General features: G+C 33.7%; 19 protein-coding genes. 7 read left to right on the top strand and 12 right to left on the bottom strand.

What is annotated here, in order from left to right:
* The first annotated feature begins 9 nt into the window (after nt 1–9).
* Both V8G56_RS14820 and V8G56_RS14815 read left to right on the top strand, forming a co-directional pair.
* Nucleotides 10–1,473: a DUF389 domain-containing protein gene (locus tag V8G56_RS14820; RefSeq protein ID WP_395439240.1), complete on the top strand. Its 1,464-nt coding sequence runs from the start codon at nt 10–12 to the stop codon at nt 1,471–1,473.
* Nucleotides 1,474–1,565: 92 nt separating this feature from the next.
* Nucleotides 1,566–2,171 carry an SOUL family heme-binding protein gene (locus tag V8G56_RS14815; protein WP_395439239.1) on the top strand — a complete coding sequence of 202 codons (606 nt, stop codon included), beginning with the start codon at nt 1,566–1,568 and terminating at the stop codon, nt 2,169–2,171.
* A 134-nt stretch (nt 2,172–2,305) separates the two neighbouring features.
* On the opposite strand, the gene V8G56_RS14810 is transcribed toward V8G56_RS14815, so the two are convergent.
* From V8G56_RS14810 to V8G56_RS14800, 3 genes are all read right to left on the bottom strand, one after another.
* Nucleotides 2,306–3,448, bottom strand: coding sequence for a N(5)-(carboxyethyl)ornithine synthase (locus V8G56_RS14810; RefSeq protein WP_395439238.1), 1,143 nt, complete (start codon nt 3,446–3,448; stop codon nt 2,306–2,308).
* Nucleotides 3,449–3,694: 246 nt separating this feature from the next.
* Complete coding sequence (locus V8G56_RS14805) at nt 3,695–4,462, bottom strand: ABC transporter ATP-binding protein (protein WP_395439237.1); 768 nt, start codon at nt 4,460–4,462, stop codon at nt 3,695–3,697.
* A complete protein-coding gene (locus V8G56_RS14800) occupies nt 4,462–5,199 on the bottom strand; it encodes an MlaE family ABC transporter permease (protein WP_395439236.1) in 738 nt (245 codons plus the stop codon). The genes V8G56_RS14805 and V8G56_RS14800 overlap by 1 nt, the downstream gene beginning before the upstream one ends.
* 111 nt (nt 5,200–5,310) lie before the next feature.
* Here V8G56_RS14800 and pafA point away from each other — a divergent pair, with 111 nt between their 5' ends.
* Nucleotides 5,311–6,975 carry an alkaline phosphatase PafA gene (gene pafA / locus V8G56_RS14795; protein ID WP_395439235.1) on the top strand — a complete coding sequence of 555 codons (1,665 nt, stop codon included), beginning with the start codon at nt 5,311–5,313 and terminating at the stop codon, nt 6,973–6,975.
* A gap of 1 nt (nt 6,976) precedes the next feature.
* Nucleotides 6,977–7,786, top strand: a complete 810-nt coding sequence (locus tag V8G56_RS14790; protein WP_395439234.1) for a DNA/RNA non-specific endonuclease — start codon at nt 6,977–6,979, stop codon at nt 7,784–7,786.
* Here V8G56_RS14790 and V8G56_RS14785 read toward each other — a convergent pair.
* From V8G56_RS14785 to gcvP, 4 genes are all read right to left on the bottom strand, one after another.
* Nucleotides 7,779–8,627, bottom strand: coding sequence for a glycosyltransferase family 2 protein (locus V8G56_RS14785; RefSeq protein ID WP_395439233.1), 849 nt, complete (start codon nt 8,625–8,627; stop codon nt 7,779–7,781). The two genes, V8G56_RS14790 and V8G56_RS14785, sit on opposite strands and share 8 nt — an antisense overlap.
* A gap of 56 nt (nt 8,628–8,683) precedes the next feature.
* Nucleotides 8,684–9,211, bottom strand: coding sequence for a methyltransferase (locus tag V8G56_RS14780; RefSeq protein WP_395439232.1), 528 nt, complete (start codon nt 9,209–9,211; stop codon nt 8,684–8,686).
* Nucleotides 9,212–9,240: 29 nt separating this feature from the next.
* Complete coding sequence (locus V8G56_RS14775) at nt 9,241–10,299, bottom strand: 3-oxoacyl-ACP synthase III family protein (protein ID WP_395439231.1); 1,059 nt, start codon at nt 10,297–10,299, stop codon at nt 9,241–9,243.
* Nucleotides 10,300–10,401: 102 nt separating this feature from the next.
* Nucleotides 10,402–13,251 (bottom strand): aminomethyl-transferring glycine dehydrogenase, encoded by a 2,850-nt coding sequence (gene gcvP / locus V8G56_RS14770; protein ID WP_395439230.1) that lies wholly within the window; start codon nt 13,249–13,251, stop codon nt 10,402–10,404.
* Between the two features lie 119 nt (nt 13,252–13,370).
* On the opposite strand from gcvP, the gene V8G56_RS14765 reads away from it, so the two are divergent.
* Nucleotides 13,371–14,204, top strand: coding sequence for a UbiA prenyltransferase family protein (locus V8G56_RS14765; RefSeq protein ID WP_395439229.1), 834 nt, complete (start codon nt 13,371–13,373; stop codon nt 14,202–14,204).
* On the opposite strand, the gene V8G56_RS14760 is transcribed toward V8G56_RS14765, so the two are convergent.
* The 5 genes from V8G56_RS14760 to V8G56_RS14740 form a co-directional block, all read right to left on the bottom strand.
* On the bottom strand, nt 14,197–14,463 hold the full coding sequence (locus tag V8G56_RS14760) for a hypothetical protein (protein WP_395439228.1): 267 nt from the start codon (nt 14,461–14,463) through the stop codon (nt 14,197–14,199). The genes V8G56_RS14765 and V8G56_RS14760 overlap by 8 nt on opposite strands.
* A gap of 2 nt (nt 14,464–14,465) precedes the next feature.
* On the bottom strand, nt 14,466–15,020 hold the full coding sequence (locus tag V8G56_RS14755) for a sigma-70 family RNA polymerase sigma factor (RefSeq protein ID WP_395439227.1): 555 nt from the start codon (nt 15,018–15,020) through the stop codon (nt 14,466–14,468).
* Nucleotides 15,021–15,108: 88 nt separating this feature from the next.
* Nucleotides 15,109–17,145: a M3 family metallopeptidase gene (locus V8G56_RS14750; protein ID WP_395439226.1), complete on the bottom strand. Its 2,037-nt coding sequence runs from the start codon at nt 17,143–17,145 to the stop codon at nt 15,109–15,111.
* Nucleotides 17,146–17,271: 126 nt separating this feature from the next.
* Complete coding sequence (gene purE, locus V8G56_RS14745; RefSeq protein WP_395439225.1) at nt 17,272–17,754, bottom strand: 5-(carboxyamino)imidazole ribonucleotide mutase; 483 nt, start codon at nt 17,752–17,754, stop codon at nt 17,272–17,274.
* A 10-nt stretch (nt 17,755–17,764) separates the two neighbouring features.
* On the bottom strand, nt 17,765–18,919 hold the full coding sequence (locus V8G56_RS14740) for a 5-(carboxyamino)imidazole ribonucleotide synthase (RefSeq protein ID WP_395439224.1): 1,155 nt from the start codon (nt 18,917–18,919) through the stop codon (nt 17,765–17,767).
* Between the two features lie 132 nt (nt 18,920–19,051).
* On the opposite strand from V8G56_RS14740, the gene V8G56_RS14735 reads away from it, so the two are divergent.
* Both V8G56_RS14735 and obgE read left to right on the top strand, forming a co-directional pair.
* Nucleotides 19,052–20,164 carry an adenylate kinase gene (locus V8G56_RS14735; protein ID WP_395439222.1) on the top strand — a complete coding sequence of 371 codons (1,113 nt, stop codon included), beginning with the start codon at nt 19,052–19,054 and terminating at the stop codon, nt 20,162–20,164.
* A 54-nt stretch (nt 20,165–20,218) separates the two neighbouring features.
* Nucleotides 20,219–21,217, top strand: a complete 999-nt coding sequence (obgE, locus tag V8G56_RS14730) for a GTPase ObgE (protein WP_331628560.1) — start codon at nt 20,219–20,221, stop codon at nt 21,215–21,217.
* Nucleotides 21,218–21,222 lie beyond the last annotated feature (5 nt).

Raw genomic sequence — 21,222 nt, 5'->3', positions numbered from 1 at the left:
TTAAAAGATATGGACGAAAATAAATCTAACTCTTCTGAAGAAGAAATCAAAAAGGGATCTGCTGTAGATCAGACTAAAGATGATATAAAAAAGGAAGCTCAAGGGCTGTTTGTTAGTCTTAAAAGGTTTTTACGGGAGTTATTAGATTTTAGAGAAGACACAGATAGAGATGCGACTGTAGAGGCCATTAAAAACGATATAGGCTTTAAAGGAGCAACGGCATGGATATTAGTCTGTTCCATTTTTGTAGCCTCCATTGGTTTAAATGCCAATTCTACGGCTGTTGTTATAGGAGCCATGTTAATTTCGCCACTTATGGGCCCTATTCTTGGAGTAGGTCTATCAATTGCCATTAATGATGTTGATACTTTAAAGCGATCTTTAATAAACTTAGGGATTATGATTGTTTTAAGTTTATTAACCGCCTTTTTGTTTTTCTATTTATTTCCTTTAAGTGAAGATACTTCAGAGCTTTTAGGTAGAGTGAAGCCAGATATTCGTGATGTACTAATTGCCTTTTTTGGGGGTTCAGCTTTATTAATTGCCAGAACGAAAAAAGGAACCATTGCGTCTGCAATTTTCGGGGTTGCCATAGCCACAGCCTTAATGCCACCACTTTGTACCGCTGGTTACGGTTTGGCTAAAGGTAATTGGATGTATTTTGGCGGTGCCATGTATTTGTTTACCATCAATACTATTTTTATAGCATTAGCAACTTTTATAATTTTAAAAGTACTTCGCTTTCCAATGTTGAAATATGTCAATTCTGCGAAACGTAAACGCATTGGGAGGATTGCTTCTGTGTTGGCTATTGTGGTTATGATCCCTGCTATTTGGACGTTTGTTAATGTGTTACAGGAAAGTAATTTTAGCAGAGATGCTAAGGCATTTGTCGCTAATGAATGTGTTCAATTACCTCATTTTGAATACATAAAAAAGAATGCCATTTATAATTATACTGACCGCAAGACTTCTTCAATTGACATCAACACTTTCGGGCTGGATGAAATTCCGGAGTCTACCATAAATATTTTAAAAGGTAGAATGAAAGATTATAGTTCCTTAACGGAGACAACTTTAAATTTCAATCAAAATATATCAAAAAATTTAGACAATTTCAGATATATGGAAGAGTTACGTTACAGGGATTCTCTCGATTTATTGTCTCAAACCCAAAAAATAGATTTCCTAGAAGGAAAGGTAAAACAACTTTCAAAATTAGAGCGCCATTATATTCCATTTGAAGAATTAACTCAGGAAGTGAAAATCAATTATGAAAATTTAGAACAATTTTCTTATGCCAGTTTAATAAATACCAATTTCAAAAAAATGGATACTATTAATGTATTTACAGTTAAATGGAACGATTCCTTGAGCAATGAAAAAGGAAGAGAAAAGGATAGTAAAAAACTGGAACAGTGGTTAAAACTAAAGCTGAAATTGGATACTTTAGTGGTGAAGCGGGCTAATTAAGGTTTCGTTTTGTACAAAAAAGAGACTCATTTCGTTTAACGTCTGATATAAGTCATTAAAAACTAAAATAGCTTTATACTTAAATTTAAGCAATGAAAACACTATTCATCTTAATCGGAGTAATCTTAATAGCCTTCATAATTGTGCAACTTTTTGCTATAAGTGGGCAAAGAAATATTGAAACCTATCCTTATGCAGTCAATAAAAAACATGATGCGTTTGAAATACGCAGCTACGAAGCACGTTTGTTTACTTCCGTCCAACTCACAGGTAATAAATATAAAGATGCTTCGAGTAAAGGGTTCTCGATTTTAGCAGGATACATTTTTGGTGGAAATGAAAAGAATGAAAAAATAGCGATGACTTCGCCAGTGGCCATGTCTTTGGAAGACTCTATGACTATGATGTTTATGGTTCCAAAGAAATTTAAAAAAGAAACGCTTCCACAACCTAACCAATCACAGATCAAATTTCGGGAAGAACCGGCAAAAATTGTTGCTGCCATAACATTTGGTGGTTGGGCTAATGATGAAAAAATAGAAAAGTATAAACAGAAATTAAAATCAGCTTTAGATACCGAGGGAATAACTTATAAAAACCGATTTTACTTTTTAGGATATAATCCTCCTTTTGAATTTTTTAATCGTAAAAATGAGATTATTGTAGAGTTGGAATCTGAGACTCTTGAAGTTAAATAATTATGAATAACTTAATAATGGATTTTATAGTTTGGTATTACTTGTAAACCCTGCCTGCCAATTAATTGCTAACACGCAACTACTCATAGTCAAACCGTCAAACGAATCCTCTAAAAATCACAGAAATAAACCAATTATTTCACTTTGTGAGGATATGCTTTTTCACGGTTCTGAAATCTAAGAATAGTATCTTTTACAATGACCCCCTTATTAACATTGATGGCATTTTCAATAGTTTTGTTTTCTTGCCAACTTTCGCGACCGGCAATTACAGATGGTAAATGCACAATCATAGCTGCAGAAATGGATCTTGAAGCACTTTCCCAAAAATAACTGGGCGTATGATCTACGGCGTAGTAATCTATTTTATCAACCGATATAATGGGATTTTTAAAAGTAGTAGGCTTAGCAAAATAAAAGCCCATGCCTTCATCACAACTTACATCAATAATTAAGGTGCCTGGCTTGAGCATCGATTTTTCGTTTTCGTTGACATAATTGATGGGGTCATCTGTATCTTGATAGGTACCATTAATGATGATTTCAGATTCTTGAATTAAATCCAATAAAGGTCTTTCGGAGCCATCATGTTCTACAACAACCAGTCGCGGTTCATTTTCTTTTCCTTTTCTAACTCTGGTATAATGCGCATCTAAAACTTCTTCTCGTACTTCATGATCTGGTCTTTGAATGCAGATCGTAATATCTCTAAACCCATGCGCTTTCAATGCATAGATAGCGCCTCTGCTAACAGCACCAAAACTGAATATGATTGCTTTTCTTTGGTTTCCATAATGGCCATCTATTCCCTTTAGCTGGAGCGCATGTATAACGGCGCAATAACCGGCCATTTCATTATTTTTGTAAAAGGTGTGCCTACCAATTTGTCCATTGGGGTTCCACACATACATATCTTCAAAAGCTATTAAGGTCAATTTTTTGTTAATGGCTGTTTGTGTAATCTGCTTTTGCTGGGCACAGTGTGGATAGCCCCATAAAATGCCTCCTGTTTTTAATTCTTCTAAATCAGAGAGGATTGGTTTGGCTATTATGACTGATCCAATATCAGATAATATTTCATGTCGTGTAGCCATGCCTCCGGTCAACTCAATGATTTCTTCATCTTCAATATTAAAAGGTTTGCCATAGCCTTTTTCAAAAATAAGTTGTCTGCGTATATGTTCTGGAAGCCTTTTTAAATGTTCTGGATGTATAGGGACCCGTCTTTCGTCTTCTTTTTTTGAAGTTCCAATAACGCCCATTTTAAGTAAAGCCATATGATTCTATTTTGAATTAAAACGAATCACATATTAATGAGTTAAGTAAAGCGTTATATTACATTTTATTTTTGGGTTATTTTCTAGTACTCAGGCATTAAGTTGACTTCTAGACTTTTGCGAAGAGATAATTGATATCCACGGATAAATAATCCAATTTTAAAGATACGCTATTTAAATTAGAATTTGAGGGTTATCAAGATAATTCTATAAAGTCTTCAAATAAAATAACTTGATTTAAAGGGGCTATTGCTTTTCCTCAATATACATTTGACGTACTTTTTTCATCAGTTCAGAAGAATAAACAAAATCAGTAACCACCTCATTGTCGGTTTTAAATATAGTCTCTTTTGATCCTTCCCATGCTTTTAAACCGTCTTTTAAAAATACTATTTTTTCACCAATTTCCATGACTGAATTCATATCATGAGAGTTAATCACGGTAGTAATATCATATTCATCCGTAATTTCCCTAATTAAATTATCAATAATGATGGCTGTTTTTGGATCTAGACCAGAATTAGGTTCATCACAAAACAGGTACATAGGTTTATTTACAATCGCTCTAGCTATGGCTACACGTTTTTGCATGCCACCAGAGGCTTCGCTTGGCATTTTATGATGGGCGTCAATTAAATTCACACGTTTTAAAACAAAATCAACCCGATCTTCCATTTCGCTTTTGCTTTGTTTTGTAAACATTTTTAATGGAAACATCACATTTTCAGCAATGGTCATAGAGTCAAATAATGCACTGCCCTGAAATACCATACCAATATCAGCACGTAAATTTCTTTTTTCGTCCTCACTCAGTTGAGAAAATATCTTACCATCATAAGAAATACATCCTTCTTCATAATCAAATAAACCAAGCAAGCATTTTATAAAAACGGTCTTTCCCGATCCACTTTGTCCAATAATGAGATTGGTTTTTCCTTTATCAAAAGTGGTGGTAATTCCTTTTAAAACTTCAACGCCATCAAACGATTTATGTATGTTTTTAACTTCTATCATTAGCTCAATAGCATTTGGGTTAAAATATAATTTAAAAGGATAATAACTACACTGGTCCATACAAAGGATGTGGTGCTTGCTTTTCCAACTTCAAGTGCACCGCCTTTCATATAATACCCGTGATAAGATGGAATAGTTGCTAAAATAAAAGCAAATACCAAGGTTTTAATAAATGCGTATGTGATATGAAAAGGCGTAAAATCTGTTTGAATGCCAATAATATAATCATCAAGTGAACTAAATCCTCCATAAACACAGGCTGCCATCCCACCAAGAATTCCTAAAAACATAGCAATGGAAATGACAAAAGGGTATAGTAACAAGGCAATAAATTTGGGAAACACCAAATAGTTAAGAGAGTTGATTCCCATCACCTCTAAAGCGTCTATTTGTTCTGTTACCCGCATAGTTCCAATACTAGACGTAATGAAGGAACCTACTTTACCAGCCATAATAATGGAAATAAATGTAGGGGCAAATTCTAGAATTACAGATTGTCTGGTTGCAAAACCTACTAAGTATTTAGGAATTAATGGATTATCAATATTCAAGGCCGTTTGAATGGTTACAACACCTCCAACAAAAAAGGAGATAAAAGCCACGATACCTAATGAACCAATAATTAAGTCGTCAATATCTTTTAGTATCAACTGTTTCATAACGGACCATTTGGTTGGTTTACGAAACATTTCGGCTATCATCAAGAAATAAGCGCCAATATAATTAAGGTATGTCATGTTTAAATTTATTAACGCTAAAGTAAAAAAAAGTTAAAGGTATTTAACCTAAATTTTAAATTAAGATGTTTTTAAATCAGTATTTTTGTTTTATCACATATTCATACATCAATGAAACATTTAATTTACTTTTTCTTATTCTTTATTGCAATAAGTTCATGCAACGCTCAAAACAGTAATTCAACCAGTCCAATTAATAACAAATTCGACTTAAATGAACGTCCAAAATTAGTAGTGGGCATTGTAGTTGATCAGATGCGGTATGATTATTTAACACGTTTTTATAGTAGATATGGTGAAGGCGGTTTTAAACGGTTGATGAATGAAGGTTTTAATTGTAAAAATAATCACTTTAACTACATTCCAACCTATACGGGTCCGGGTCACACATCAATTTATACCGGTACTACACCAAAATATCACGGAATCATTTCGAATGATTGGTACGATAAAGAAATAAAAAAGGGTGTTTACTGTGTTCAGGACGATTCGGTACAATCTGTTGGTACCTCTGGAAGCGCAGGTCAAATGTCTCCACATAGAATGAAAACAACAACATTTACTGATGAAAATAGATTGTTTACCCAAATGCAAGGAAAGACTATTGGAATAGCTATTAAAGATAGAGGCGCTATTTTGCCAGCAGGGCATACGGCTAATGCAGCATATTGGTTTCAAGGACAAGATGAAGGTAATTGGATATCAAGTACATTTTATATGAATGAGCTTCCTAAATGGGTAAAGGATTTTAATAAAAAGCATTCTGTTGATTCTTATTTAAAGGTTTGGAATACGTTGTATGATATATCTAGTTATCAAGAAAGTGGTCCGGATTTAAATAATTTTGAAGGTGGATTTAATGGTAAAGAAACGGCAACATTTCCTTATGATTTATCTAAATTAAAAGATGACAATGGAGGTTATGATATTTTAAAAACAACCGCTTATGGAAACAGTTTAACTGCTGATTTTGCCATTGAAGCCATTGAAGCGGAACAATTAGGATATGATAGTATCACTGATATATTAACAGTAAGTTTTTCAAGTACAGATTATATAGGTCACAATTTTGGTGTTAATTCCAAAGAAATTCAAGATACTTATTTGCGTTTAGATTTGGATATTGAAAGACTCTTAAAAGCTTTAGATGATAAAATAGGTAAGGATAATTACACTGTTTTTTTAACAGCTGACCATGCAGCTATTAATGTGCCTTCTTATTTGCAAAGTGTAAAAATACCTGCAGGATATTTTAATTCAAGAGAATTTAGTAGGAAAATTATCGGTTTTATGGAAGACACCTATAAATCTTCAAATTTGATAGAAAGCATTAGTAATGATCAAATATTTTTAAATAGAAAAAAAATAAAGGAATTAGATTTAGATTTAGATGATGTGCAGGAAGCAATAGTTAATGAGATTATTGATTATCAATTCATAGATAAGGCCTATACAGCAACTATAATGTCGACTACTTCATTTTCTTTTGGAATAGAGCAATTAATTCAAAATGGTTATAGTCAAAAGCGTTCCGGTGATGTTGTTTTTATTTTAGATCCTGCGGTTATTTCTTATGGTAAAACAGGTTCAACCCATGGGTCAGCCTATAGTTATGACACCCATGTGCCTCTATTGTTTTTTGGTAAGGGTATAAGTCAGGGTGAGACCTTCCAGAAAACAGAAATAACAGATATTGCTCCTACGATGGCTGCCTTATTAAATATAAGTTATCCTAATGGTAACGCAGGGCAACCTTTAGAATTTGTGTTAGATTAATTTGAATAAAAGACTCATATATTCAATAATTGCTGTACTTCTTGTATTTAGTATTTATGGTTATGAACATTTTCTGAAGGAAGAAGAAAAAACTGAAATTGTAACTGAGGGTAAAAATCCAAAAGCTAGAACAAACGAGTACTTCTTGCCTACTAGTACAACAGGGCAAATTGTGCACCATGAAGGGTATTCGTTATCCTATAGTGAACTCTTTGAACAAGCTGAATGGGTTGCTTATGAATTAAAAAAAGGGCAGCTTTCTAATTATAATTTTGAAAGACCTTATTTCGAAATTGATAGAGCTGTCAAAACCGGTGCGGCCCATTGGCGCAACTATAAAAACTCGGGATATGATCGCGGGCATTTATGTCCGGCAGGTGATAGGAATTATAGTAAAGCGGTCTATAAAGAAACTTTCTTAACCAGTAATATAAGTCCCCAAGAACATGAATTTAATGCAGGCATTTGGAATACACTAGAACAAAAAGTGCGCTATTGGGCAGTGAAATATGAGGGTGTTTTTGTGGTTACTGGCGGCGTGCTTGAAAAAGATCTAAAAACGATTGGTGAAGAGCATGTTGCGGTACCCAATCAGTTTTATAAAATTATTTTGGATAATAATAAGGGGAAAATGAAAATGCTTGCTTTTTTAATGCCCAACAAAAATTCTGATAAAGCACTTTATGAATTTGTGGTTTCAGTTGATGATATTGAAGTACTCACTGGAATCGATTTTTTTCCAGAATTGGGCGATTCATTAGAATCTCAATTAGAAGCATCTAGCAGTTATAAAAACTGGAGTTTCAATTGAATTTATTCAACATCCCTTTCCATCGTAACCTTCGTATAAAGAGGCCTTGATCTTCTGTGACTAAAAAGGGTGATTTATTCTTTTTAGCTTCAAAATAGCCAGCTATATAATCTTTAAATAAGGAAAATCTCCGTTTTTTGAATGCCAGTTTTATAGCAGAAATCAAGGTGATTCTAAAGCCATAACGCATTTTATACATGGCTTCTCCTTGTAAATGTTTTGAGGCTTCGTTATAGCTGATGCCGGTTGGTTTTAAATGTTTCACATGAAGCGTTTCATCTGTTAAAATAGTCCATTTGTAATATCTTGCCAGAAGCTCATCAACGGTATCCCAACCCATAGAAGGTTTCAATTTTCCTATTTGAATAAAGCAATCTTTTCTGTAAGTTTTAAGGGCTCCTCTTATATGGTCTTTATTTGTTAAATTTTCCAAAACCCATTGATTGTTTTTTTCGATAAAACAATGCCCGGAAACCATTCCTAAACGCGTATTTGAGTTAAAATGTTTAGAAATTTGTTCTAAATAATTAGGAGGAAAAATTAAATCGGCATCAAATTTACAGATGACATCATAGTTGTTATCTAAAACTTCAAAACCTTTATAAAACGCATTGATAATCTTTGCTCCGGGTAAATGCTCATTCGAAGATTTTGTATTTACTAATTGAATCCAGGAGTATTTACTGGTGTAACTTTCTATGATATCTTGGGTTCTATCTGTTGAATTATCATTAACAAGCACAATTTTTTTTGGTAAAAGTGTTTGTCTAACTAAAGAATCTAAAGTAAGGCCAATAGAATCTTGTTCATTATGAGCTGGTATAACAATATAAAAATTCAAAGCTTTAAGTTTAATACTCAAAGTTAATCTATTTATACCGTTTTTGAGTTTAGAATTTAATTATTGATACGCTCAGCATAAACAATATAATATCTTGGTGTAATCCAGCGCAGTAATGGTCTGATACCAATCTTTTTTGTTGGATTGGTCCATTTTTGACGCGCTTTAATTTCCCAGCCGGTCTTTTCTAATAACCAGTCAAACTGCCAATCTTCAAATTCATGATAATGTCTGTCTCGCATATCTGTTTTACTTTTATATGCTGAAGAAAACCATAAACGCAATGGTACGCTTGCTACTAATTTATTCGATTGAATCGCTTTTAAAACCGTAAAAGGAGAAAGAAGATGTTCAAAAATTTCAAAGGCTGTGACGATTTCTGCTTGAGAATTTTTAATTGCTGAAGTGTCTACATCTAAATCTTCGCCTTTGGTGTTTTTAACTTTAAACCCTTCTGAAGACATGATGTTAGAAAATGGATTTTCAACACCTAAGTCTAAAATAGTTGCAGATTCTGGAACATGCTTTTTTAAAAACTGGATCGTGTGTTTATATCTTTTATTTGGATAGCTTTTGTCGTACATTTTTATGAAATTCCGCAAAAGCGGTACTATTAATATTTGTAAACAATGGCGTTGATGCTCATTCCTGAACCAACACTGGCAAATATAATAACATCGCCTTTTGTAAGGCTATGATTTTCCAATTTATTGTTTTTTATTAAATCAAATAAGGTAGGAACGGTCGCTACTGAACTATTGCCAAGTTTATCAATACTCATAGGCATAATATCTGTGGGTGGATTCATTTTGTATAGCTTGTAAAAGCGTTTTATAATGGCTTCATCCATTTTTTCGTTGGCCTGATGGATAAGAATTTTTTTAATATCGTTTATTGATGTACCACTTTTTTCTAGACAGCTTTTCATGGCGTTTGGCACATTGGTTAAGGCAAATTCATAGATTTTACGCCCATCCATTTTAATGTATCTTGTGTCTTTGCAAAGTTCCTGATTATTAGAATTCCCAAAAAATAAATAGTAAGCTTCATCATAAGTATAGCTAGCTGTTTCATGTGCTAAAATACCTCCTTCTTCCTCTGTTGCTTCAATAACGGTTGCACCAGCGCCGTCTGAATAAATCATGGAATCCCTGTCGTACTTATCAACCACCCTTGATAGGGTTTCAGTTCCAATAACTAAGCACTTTTTGGCCATACCTGCCTTAATAAAAGCTTGGGCTTGAATAACGCCTTCAATCCAACCCGGGCAACCAAATAAAATGTCATAGGCTACACATTTCGGGTTTTTTATACGTAAACTATGTTTTATTCTAGAAGCTAAACAAGGTAAAAGATCACTTTGTAAGGTATTATGTTTTACGTCACCAAAATTATGAGCCACTATAATATAGTCTAATTCTTCTGGGTTGATTTTAGCATCTGAAATAGCTTTTTTAGCTGCGAAAAAACCTAAATCTGACGAGGTTAAATGCTCTTCGGCATACCGACGTTCGTGAATTCCTGTAATAGCTTTGAATTTTTCAATGATTACGGTATTTTCACTATTAATGGGTGAGCCGTCTGTATTTAAAAAGTGATGTGAGTTAAAATTTTCATTTTTCTCTATAGTACCAGGAATATAGCTTCCAGTACCGGTAATTTTAATATTCATAAATAAAAATTAAGCCTTTAATTTAGTCTTCTTACAAAAATACTGACTATAAATTAAAGGCAAATTATTTTGTAAAAATTATTACGATGTTCAACACCCCATTTACGCCTCCATATAAGCCTCTATTGGAGCACAAGTACATATTAAATTTCTGTCACCATAAGCATCATCAACTCTTCTGACAGATGGCCAAAACTTATTGTTTTTTACATAGTCTAAAGGGAATGCTGCGGTTTCGCGTGAGTAAGGAAATTTCCACTCACTCGCGGTTACCATTTCTAAGGTGTGTGGTGCATTTTTTAAAACGTTATTTTCATCCTCTTTTGACACTTGATCAATTTCCTTTTTGATAGAAATCATAGCGTCACAGAAACGATCAATTTCCTGTTTGCTTTCGCTTTCTGTGGGCTCAATCATCAGGGTTCCAGCTACCGGAAAGGAAACCGTAGGCGCATGAAAGCCATAGTCCATTAAGCGTTTTGCAATATCAGTTACTTCAATACCATTAGCTTTAAAAGCTCTGCAATCAACAATCATTTCATGAGCAGCTCTGCCACGCTCACCAGAATATAAAGTATCAAAACTACCTTGTAAACGATGTTTGATATAATTGGCATTTAGAATAGCAATTTTAGTAGATTGTGTTAAGCCTTCAGCGCCTAACATTTTTATATAGCCATAAGAAATCAAACAGGCTAATGCAGAACCATAAGGTGCTGCTGAAATAGCTGTAATCGCTTTTTCTCCACCAGTTTTAACCAATGGATTTCCTGGTAAAAACGGAACCAGTTGTTTTGCAACACAAATAGGTCCAACGCCCGGGCCACCACCACCATGAGGAATAGCGAAAGTTTTATGTAAATTAAGATGACAAACATCTGCTCCAATATTTCCGGGATTTGTTAATCCTACTTGGGCATTCATATTGGCGCCGTCCATATATACCTGACCACCATTATCATGAATTATTTGAGTAATTTCTTTAATAGCAGATTCGTAAACGCCATGAGTGGATGGGTAAGTTACCATTAAACATGACAAATTATCTTTATATAATTCTGCTTTTTCACGTAAATCATCCACATCAATGTTACCTTCATGAGTTGACTTGGTAACAATTACAGTCATTCCTGCCATAACAGCACTCGCCGGATTCGTACCGTGTGCTGATGAAGGAATTAAGCAGATATTTCTATGATGATCACCTCTAGAATCGTGATATGCTTTTATAACCATTAAACCCGCATACTCCCCTTGAGCGCCAGAATTTGGTTGTAAAGATGTGGCCGAAAAACCAGTGATTATAGTTAATTGATCTTCTAATTCCTTTAATACTGTCAAATAACCTTCAGCTTGATCTACTGGAACAAATGGGTGCATATTTCCCCAGTTAGGAGAGCTTAACGGCAACATTTCTGAAGCAGCATTCAATTTCATTGTACAAGACCCTAAAGAAATCATGGAATGATTCAATGATAAATCTTTACGTTCAAGTGATTTTATATAACGCATCAATTCTGTTTCAGAATGATAAGTGTTAAAGACATCCAGTGTTAAAAAGTCAGTAGTTCTTTGAATACTTTTCGAAATATTATTGGATTCTGAAAGAGAAGGAATCACTAAAGTTATCTTTTCAGCCGATTCAGCAAACACTGAAAGAATGTCATTAATATCTCTTATAGAAGTTGTTTCATTGATGGAAATAGTGACTGTTTCATCATCAGGATAGAAGAAATTGATATTTTTCTCTTTGGCTATTTTTTTAATTTTTTTTGCGTCTGTTTTAATTTGAAGCGTGTCAAAAAAAGACGTATTCACTTGATTAAAACCTAATTTAGACAAATATTCAGAAAGTGTTGAAGCCGTATTGTGTACTTTGTCAGCAATAAACTTTAAACCTTTTGGGCCATGATAAACACTATACATGCCAGCCATAACTGCCAATAAAACTTGTGCAGTACAAATATTTGAAGTTGCTTTATCTCGCTTAATATGCTGCTCACGCGTTTGTAATGCCATACGTAAGGCTCTGTTGCCATTAGTATCTTTTGTGACCCCAATAATTCTTCCTGGCAGGTCACGTTTGTAGGCTTCTTTAGTGGCGAAATACGCCGCATGCGGTCCGCCATATCCCATAGGGATTCCAAATCTTTGCGTGGTGCCCACAACCACATCTGCACCAAATTTACCCGGAGCTTCTAATTTTATTAAACTCAAAATATCTGCAGCAACTGCCACCTTGATTTGAGATTCATTGGCTTTACTTATAAATGTTTTGATATCAACTATTTGTCCGTCTTTACCTGGATATTGTATGATGGCACCAAAAAAATCAGATGAAAAATTAAACGTATTTTCATTGCCAACAACCAATTCTATACCAATTGGATTGGCTCTGGTTTGCAACAATGACAATGTTTGAGGTAAAATATTATCTGAAACAAAAAATTTATTAATATTATTTTTCTTTTGATCACGTTCACGTACTGCAAATATCAAACTCATGGCTTCAGCAGCTGCTGTGCTTTCATCTAAAAGGGAGGCGTTGGCAATTTCCATACCTGTTAAATCGGTAATCATAGTTTGGAAATTTAATAAAGCTTCAAGTCTACCCTGAGCAATTTCAGCTTGATATGGGGTATAAGCCGTATACCATCCTGGATTTTCAAGAATATTTCTTTGAATAACTGCAGGTAAAATAGTTGGATGATACCCCAGTCCTATGTATGTTTTGTATACTTTATTTTTTTTTGATAATTCCTGAATATGAACTAAATAGTCATGTTCAGACATAGGTTCATCAAGTTTTAATGGCTTTTTTAACCTGATATCATCGGGTACGGTTTCATAAATTAATTGGTCTAAGGAATCTACCCCTATAGTTTTCAACATAAGGTTTTGGTCGTCTTCTCTAGGACCAATATGACGCAGTGCAAAAGCGTTTGTATTCATGTATAATGCTATTGAAATTGAGGCACAAAATTACGTAATAATTAGACCTTATTTAGCTATAGAAGTGAAAGTTTTTAACCAAAAAATGACGTTATTAACACTTTGGTTACTTTTGTATGATGATTTGCTTGAAACATATATTAAATTTTTATATAAACAGCAGTATTCATGTTGCTATAGCGGTGTTTTCATTGTCATATATGACACTACTAGAATTTAATATTTCTTATGATAAGGCGGTTCTCTATTTTATTTTTTATGCTACTATAACAGGCTATAATTTTGTTAAATATTTTGAAGTCGCAAAATTTCAGCATCGCAGCTTATCAAAATGGCTAAGGTTAATACAAATTTTTTCACTTATTTGTTTTGTTTTTATGGGCTATTATAGTTTTAATCTTGAAAAAATTACTATCATATACATTGCAGTTTTTGCCATATTGACATTTCTTTATACCATTCCTTTTATACCGAAAAGAAAATTTTTAAATAAACAAAGTAACCTACGAAATATTAGTGGATTAAAAGTTTTTTTAATTGCGCTTGTTTGGGTGGGTGTGACTGTTTTTATTCCACTGCAAAATAATCATTTTTCAATGGATACTATGGTTGTAATAGTAAGTGTCCAGCGTTTTCTACTGGTGATTATGCTGATGTTGCCTTTTGAAATCAGAGACTTGCAATTTGATAGCCTGAAATTGTATACCATACCTCAAAATCTGGGTGTAAAACGCACTAAAATATTAGGTTTTTTTCTTGGCTTAGGGATGTTGATTTTAGAATTCTTAAAGCAAGAGGTGTGTATAAATAGAGTTTTAGTGTTATTAACAATCCTTGTTTTGACAGTTTTATTAATATGGTTTTCGAGAGAAAAACAAGGCAGATATTATGCTGCTTTCTGGGTAGAAGGAATTCCTATTTTATGGTTGCTTTTGATGCTTGTTGTCAATTGAAATTTTCTTCTTTCAAAACTTTATTGAATGTCTTCTTAAGTGACTCCTTGTTTTTTTTATCCATGCATTTCACTTTAGATTGCGCTATTATGGAAGAGAGTTTGTTGTTGGTTTTTGCATAGTTCCTGCAGGCTTTACAATACAACATATGTAAATTTAGCTTAACTTTTTCCCAGAAAGAAGATTCGTTATATTGTGATTTATCACAAACAAGACTGGCTTCACTGCATGGAATCCCTATTTTAAGTTTTTTGCTCATAATTAAAACCAATTTTCTTTAAGACATAATGCCATTGCAGTTCTGGCTCTATGTATGATAACCCAAAGATTAGACGCAGTGATGTTTAATTCATTACAAATATCTTCCGTTTCAACACCTTCAATGGTTTTCATTCTAAAAACTATAGCTTGTTTTTCTGGTAATTTAGATAAACAGTTAAGGATGGCTTCACCTAATTCGGTATTTTGCATGGTGTCTTCAGCAGTCTTGTCAAAAGGATCTGCCACATGCTCTTCTAGCCAATCACCTTCTGTTTCAGATTCGTTATTCGACGTGATTCTTACTTCAGCTTTTCCTTTGTTAGAATTTATTTTTCTGTAGTGATCTATGATTTTTCGCTTTAAAATGGAAATCAGCCAAGTGCGTTCACTTGCTTCACCTTTATAGTTTTTCATCGATTTTAAACCAGCCAAAAATGTCTCTTGAACCAAATCCTGAGCCATTTCACGGTCATTAACACGAGAAATAGTATAGTTGAATAAGTAATCGGCATATAAGTCAATCCACTTATTAGGATTTAAAAGGTGTTCTGGCATGAAATAACAATTTTTTATAAAAATAGCTTATTAATTCTTGATAATCAATAAGTTTAAAGGCATAAAAGGCATCTATCACCAAAATGAATTATTTCAATAAACCTGCTCGTTTTAATAAGGCTTCCGGTTGTGGCTCATGTCCTCTAAATCGTTTATAAAGCACCATAGGATCTTCAGTTCCACCTTGAGAAAGAATGATATCCTTAAACTTATTTGCTACTTCTTTATTAAAAATACCTGCTTCTTTAAAATATTCAAACGCATCAGCATCCAATACTTCAGCCCATTTATAGCTGTAATAACCGGAAGAATAACCTCCTTGAAAAATATGAGAAAACGAGGTGCTCATGCAATTCTCGGCTACATCCGGATAGAGTTTAGTATTCTCAAAAGCTTCTAATTCATGCGTTTTTACATCCTTAATTTTTGAAGGATTTAATCCGTGCCAGCTCATATCTAACAAGCCAAAACTTATTTGACGAAGGGTTTGCATGCCCTCATGAAAAGTAGCTGAATCTTTAATCTTTTTAACTAGATCCATTGGAATAACTTCCTCTGTTTCATAATGTGTGGCAAATAATTCCAAGGCTTCTTTTTCATAACACCAGTTTTCTAATACTTGACTGGGTAATTCTACAAAATCCCAATATACGCTGGTACCAGATATACTAGGGTAGGTAGTATTAGCCAACATGCCATGAAGAGCATGCCCAAACTCATGGAATAACGTAGTTACTTCGTTAAAAGTCAGCAAAGAGGGTTTGCTTTTTGTTGGCTTGGTAAAGTTGCATACAATGGAGATATGTGGGCGTTCATTTAGGCCATTTTTAATGCTTTGTGGCTTAAAAGAAGTCATCCATGCCCCGTTACGTTTTCCGGGTCTTGGGAAAAAATCTGCATAAAATATGGAAACTAAATCGCCATTTTCATTGCTTACCTTATATGTTAAGACATCTTCATGGTATTTGTCAATGTTATGAATTTCTTCAAACTGTAAACCATACAATTTTTGCGAAACATTAAACACACCATTTATCACATTTTCTAATTTAAAATAGGGTTTTAATTTTTCATCATCTAAATCAAACAACTTTTGCTTTAGTTTTTCAGCATAATAAGCACCATCCCATTTTTCTAAATGATCTATTGCATCCAATTCTTTTGCAAAGGATTCCAACTCTATAAATTCAGTTAAGGCCGCTGGTTTTGCTTTTTCTAATAGCTCATTTAAAAAAGATTCTACTTTTTCTGGTGTTTTTGCCATGCGCTCTTCCAAAACAAAATGGGCATGGGTTTTATATCCTAAAAGTTGCGCTCTTTCAAAACGTAGTTTAGCGATATTTAAAACATTTTCCTGATTATCTAGTGCATCCTTATGAAATCCTTTTTTACCCGATGCTATCGCTAATTTTTTACGTAATTTTCTGTTATCAGCATAGGTCATAAACGGAATGTAACTAGGGTAATCAAGGGTGAATAACCAGCCTTCTTTATTTTTTGATTCAGCCAGTTGTTTAGCTGCTTCAACAGTACCTTCGGGTAACCCAGACAATTCCCTTTTGTCTGTTATTAGCATTTCAAACTTATTGGTTTCAGCCAACACATTTTCCCCAAACTTAAGTTTTAGTTGACTTAATTTCTTGTCAATTTCTCTAAGTTTTAATTTTTTGTCTTCGGGCAAATTAGCACCGTTTCTGGAAAAACTTTTATATTTTTTATCCAGAAGAGTCGCTTGTTCTATAGTTAAATTTAACGATTCCTTTAAGTCATAAACTGATTTGACACGTTTAAACAAGGTTTCATTCAAGGCAATGTCGTTACTGAATTCTGACAGTAGTGGCGATACTTCTTGAGCAATTTTTTGAATTTCATCATTCGTTTCTGCAGAATTGAGATTAAAAAAAACGCTTGAAATTCTATCTAATTGTGCTCCTGAAAAATCTAGGGCTTCAATAGTGTTTTGAAAAGTAGGACCGTCTGAATTATTAACAATAGTATCAATCTCTTTTTTAGCTTCTTCAATAGCCGATTTAAACGCAGGAAGAAAATGGGTGTTCTTTATTTTTGAAAACGGGGCAGTACCAAAGGGTGTTTTAAATGGTTTTGCTAAAATATTTTGCATCATTTTTTAAGAAATTTAAATCTGCTATGCGCGCATAACTTTTTTTTTGTATGTTTGTCAATATTGTTTTTGAAAAGTGACTAATTCAAATTAATAGCCAAAGAAACCTCGAATTTATTCGGGGTTTTTTTATTTCAAGTTTTCGGAAGATTTAATCACCATTTGTTTTAAGCCTTCTTTATAAATAAGAATTTTATCCAAAACACAAGAATCATGTGAGCCTATAATTTGAGCGGCAAGTATACCCGCATTTTTAGCACCATTTAGAGCAACGGTAGCAACTGGCACACCTCCGGGCATTTGTAGTATAGAAAGCACAGAATCCCATCCATCAATAGAATTACTGCTTTTTATTGGAACACCAATAACAGGAAGCGGAGATAAGGAGGCTATCATTCCTGGTAAATGAGCAGCACCTCCGGCACCGGCAATGATTACAGAAAAGCCTTTGGTATGTGCGTTTTTACCGTAATCAAATAATTTTTCCGGTGTTCTGTGGGCCGAAACAATATCAACTTCAACAATAATGTCAAAACCTTTTAATATATCTATAGCGTCTTGCATCACTGGAAGATCACTTTTGCTTCCCATAATAACTCCTACTTTACTCATAATTTAATTTTTATTTTGAAATAACTTTAATAGTATTTTTAACTTCTTCAGCAATTTTTCTTGCTTCATTTAAATCTTTATGAACGATGGTTACATGCCCCATTTTCCTAAAAGGTCTGGTTTGTTTTTTGCCATAAATATGTGGTGTTACACCATCCATATGCATAATAGTTTCTATATTTTGATAAACCACATCACCACTATAGCCTTCTGCCCCCACAAGATTTACCATAACACCACCCACTTTACTATCTGTGACACCTAAAGGTAAATCTAAAATGGCACGAATATGCTGCTCAAATTGAGAAGTATAATTTGATTCTATAGTATGGTGTCCGGAATTATGAGGTCTTGGGGCGACTTCATTGATAAGAATCTCATCATTCTCGGTTTGAAACATTTCAACCGCTAAAAGACCAACATGTTGAAAGGCTGCAGAAGTTTTTAAAGCAATGGCTTCTGCTTTTTTTGCTACTTCTTCAGAAATCCGTGCAGGACAAATTACATATTCCACTTGATTGGCTTCCGGATGAAATTCCATTTCAACAACCGGATAGGTTTTTGTTTCTCCGGAAACATTTCTGGCAACAATAACGGCTAATTCATTTTTAAAAGGAACCAAATCTTCAGCAATGCATTCTACGTTTGGCAAACCTTTTAAGTCTTCAAAGGACTTGACAACTTTTACGCCAGTACCATCATAACCAAACTGGGCACTTTTCCACACAAAAGGAAAGTTTAATCCTCCGTGATTTATAGTTTCCTTAATTTCAGACGTATAAGCAAAACGAGAAAATGCGGCCGTTGGTAAATTATTATCAATATAAAATAATTTCTGTTTGGCCTTATTTTGAATAGTTCGCAATGTTTTTGAGGCGGGGTATACTTTTATACCTTCTTTTTCAAGATCTTCCAAAGCGTCTACATTAACGTTTTCAATTTCAATAGTAAGAACATCTACTTGTTTTCCAAAGTTATAGACATCTTCATAATTCATTAAATCTCCAAGATGGAATTCATCACAAGCTATTTTGCAAGGAGCCTCATTACTAGCTTCTAATATACAGGTGTGTATATCAAATTTTCTAGTGTCATAAAGCAACATTTTGCCTAACTGACCACCGCCAAGAATACCTAATTTAAAATTTGATGAAAAATAATTCATGCTTTTTTTACTAAAATCAATTAAGGATATGCAAAAATACATTTAAATATGAAATTACTTCCTAATTCCTAAATCAAAAAATCGGTATTAGTCATTCAATTCCTTAACTTTGCAACTTTCAAAAAAACAACAATGGAAATTAAACTTCACGACAAATATTTCAAACCATTTATTTCTGCGCAAGAAATAGATAGGGCTATTGAACATATGGTTAATAATATTTACCAGGATATAGGCGATGAAATCCCTGTATTTGTAGGCGTTTTGAATGGCTCATTTATGTTGGTGAGTGATTTTGTTAAGAAATATCCTAAACCTTGTGAAGTGACATTTATTAAATTGGCTTCTTATGAAGGGGTTAAATCTACTGAAGATATTCAACGCTTAATTGGATTAACTCAAGATTTGAAGGGTAGGACAGTGATTGTTTTAGAAGATATTATTGATACGGGTAATACCCTTTCTGAAATTTATAGAATATTTAAAAATGAAGAGGTTAAATCGCTTAAAATTGCGACTTTATTTTATAAACCCGATGCCTATAAAAAAGACTATAAATTACATTATGTTGGTATGGAAATTCCAAACAAATTCATTGTAGGTTATGGTCTTGATTATGACGGATTGGGAAGAAACCTACCAGAAATTTATCAAATAAAAGAAACGCAGCATATGACAAATTTAGTGCTATTTGGTCCTCCGGGTGCAGGAAAGGGAACTCAAGCTAATTTTTTGAAAGAAAAATATAATTTAGTGCACATCTCTACTGGTGATGTCTTTAGATTTAATATAAAAAATGAAACAGCTTTAGGGATGCTTGCCAAATCTTATATGGATAAAGGCGACTTAGTGCCAGACCAGGTAACCATTGATATGTTAAATGCTGAAGTAGAAAAGAACGCAGATGCTAATGGATTTATTTTTGACGGATTTCCAAGAACCAATGCACAGGCTGATGCTTTAGGTAGATTAATGGAAAGTAAGGATTCCTCTATCAGTGCCATGATTGCGTTAGAAGTGGAAGATGATGTTTTAGTGAAACGCTTACTAGAGCGCGGAAAAACCAGTGGAAGACCTGATGATGCTGATGAATCTATCATTAGAAATAGAATTACTGAATATTATAATAAAACAGCTATTCTAAAAGACTACTATTCTGCACAGGGAAAATATTATGGTGTTGATGGTGTTGGTAGTATTAAAGAAATTACTGAGCGTTTAAGCGCAGTTATTGATAAATTATAATACTTCAAAGAGTTTAAACTTTATACTTTAAACTTTAAAATTTTAAACTCAATTATGACCGAAGGAAATTTTGTTGATTACGTAAAGATGTTTGTTTCCTCTGGTAACGGAGGTAAAGGTTCGTCGCATCTACATCGTGAAAAATTTATTGAAAAAGGAGGGCCAGATGGTGGCGATGGTGGTCGTGGTGGCCATGTTATTATTAAGGGTAATTCAAACTTATGGACCCTACTTCATTTAAAGTTTAAAAAGCATATCAAAGCAGGTCATGGTGATCATGGTGGGAGTAGCCGAAGTTTTGGGGCTGATGGTGAAGATGTTTATGTTGAAGTGCCGCTAGGAACAGTAGTAAGAGATACAGAGAGTAATGAAATACTCTTTGAGATTACTGAACATAATGAAGAAAAAATTATTGCGAAAGGTGGAAAAGGAGGTCTTGGGAACTGGCATTTCAGAACGTCTACCAATCAAACGCCACGCTATGCCCAACCGGGTATTCCACTTGAAGAAAGACATATTACTTTAGAGTTAAAAGTTTTAGCAGACGTTGGTTTAGTTGGATTTCCAAATGCTGGAAAATCAACACTTTTATCAGTTATCACATCAGCAAAACCAAAAATTGCTGATTATGAGTTTACTACGCTTAAGCCTAATCTGGGTATTGTTCAATATCGTGATTTTCAAACTTTTGTAGTGGCAGATATTCCTGGAATTATTGAAGGTGCAGCTGAAGGAAGAGGACTTGGACATTATTTTTTAAGGCATATTGAACGAAATTCTATTCTTTTGTTTTTAATTCCTGCCGACGCAGTCGATATTAAAAAACAATATGATATTCTTTTAGACGAGCTGCGTCGTTATAATCCGGAAATGCTTGATAAAGATCGCATGATTGCTATTTCTAAATGCGACATGCTGGATGATGAATTGAAAGCAGAATTGAAAGCCGAACTCGATAATGAATTACCTATTCCTTATTTATTTATTTCATCTGTTGCTCAGCAAGGTTTAACAGAGTTGAAAGACGCTCTTTGGAAAATGCTTAATACTTAAATTAA

Source organism: Gaetbulibacter aquiaggeris, assembly GCF_044003965.1.
In the GTDB taxonomy this organism is placed as follows: Bacteria; Bacteroidota; Bacteroidia; order Flavobacteriales; family Flavobacteriaceae; genus Yeosuana; species Yeosuana aquiaggeris.
The sequence above is the reverse complement of the archived record's forward strand: the minus strand, read 5'-3'. Positions and strand labels throughout refer to the sequence as shown.

Bases quoted from the DNA above. Each gene is read 5' to 3' on its own strand.
- V8G56_RS14820 (WP_395439240.1), top strand. From the start codon at position 10: ATGGACGAAAATAAATCTAACTCTTCTGAAGAAGAAATCAAAAAGGGA.
- V8G56_RS14815 (WP_395439239.1), top strand. From the start codon at position 1,566: ATGAAAACACTATTCATCTTAATCGGAGTAATCTTAATAGCCTTCATA.
- V8G56_RS14810 (WP_395439238.1), bottom strand. From the start codon at position 3,448: ATGGCTTTACTTAAAATGGGCGTTATTGGAACTTCAAAAAAAGAAGAC.
- V8G56_RS14805 (WP_395439237.1), bottom strand. From the start codon at position 4,462: ATGATAGAAGTTAAAAACATACATAAATCGTTTGATGGCGTTGAAGTT.
- V8G56_RS14800 (WP_395439236.1), bottom strand. From the start codon at position 5,199: ATGACATACCTTAATTATATTGGCGCTTATTTCTTGATGATAGCCGAA.
- pafA (WP_395439235.1), top strand. From the start codon at position 5,311: ATGAAACATTTAATTTACTTTTTCTTATTCTTTATTGCAATAAGTTCA.
- V8G56_RS14780 (WP_395439232.1), bottom strand. From the start codon at position 9,211: ATGTACGACAAAAGCTATCCAAATAAAAGATATAAACACACGATCCAG.
- V8G56_RS14775 (WP_395439231.1), bottom strand. From the start codon at position 10,299: ATGAATATTAAAATTACCGGTACTGGAAGCTATATTCCTGGTACTATA.
- gcvP (WP_395439230.1), bottom strand. From the start codon at position 13,251: ATGAATACAAACGCTTTTGCACTGCGTCATATTGGTCCTAGAGAAGAC.
- V8G56_RS14765 (WP_395439229.1), top strand. From the start codon at position 13,371: ATGATTTGCTTGAAACATATATTAAATTTTTATATAAACAGCAGTATT.
- V8G56_RS14760 (WP_395439228.1), bottom strand. From the start codon at position 14,463: ATGAGCAAAAAACTTAAAATAGGGATTCCATGCAGTGAAGCCAGTCTT.
- V8G56_RS14755 (WP_395439227.1), bottom strand. From the start codon at position 15,020: ATGCCAGAACACCTTTTAAATCCTAATAAGTGGATTGACTTATATGCC.
- V8G56_RS14750 (WP_395439226.1), bottom strand. From the start codon at position 17,145: ATGATGCAAAATATTTTAGCAAAACCATTTAAAACACCCTTTGGTACT.
- purE (WP_395439225.1), bottom strand. From the start codon at position 17,754: ATGAGTAAAGTAGGAGTTATTATGGGAAGCAAAAGTGATCTTCCAGTG.
- V8G56_RS14740 (WP_395439224.1), bottom strand. From the start codon at position 18,919: ATGAATTATTTTTCATCAAATTTTAAATTAGGTATTCTTGGCGGTGGT.
- V8G56_RS14735 (WP_395439222.1), top strand. From the start codon at position 19,052: ATGGAAATTAAACTTCACGACAAATATTTCAAACCATTTATTTCTGCG.
- obgE (WP_331628560.1), top strand. From the start codon at position 20,219: ATGACCGAAGGAAATTTTGTTGATTACGTAAAGATGTTTGTTTCCTCT.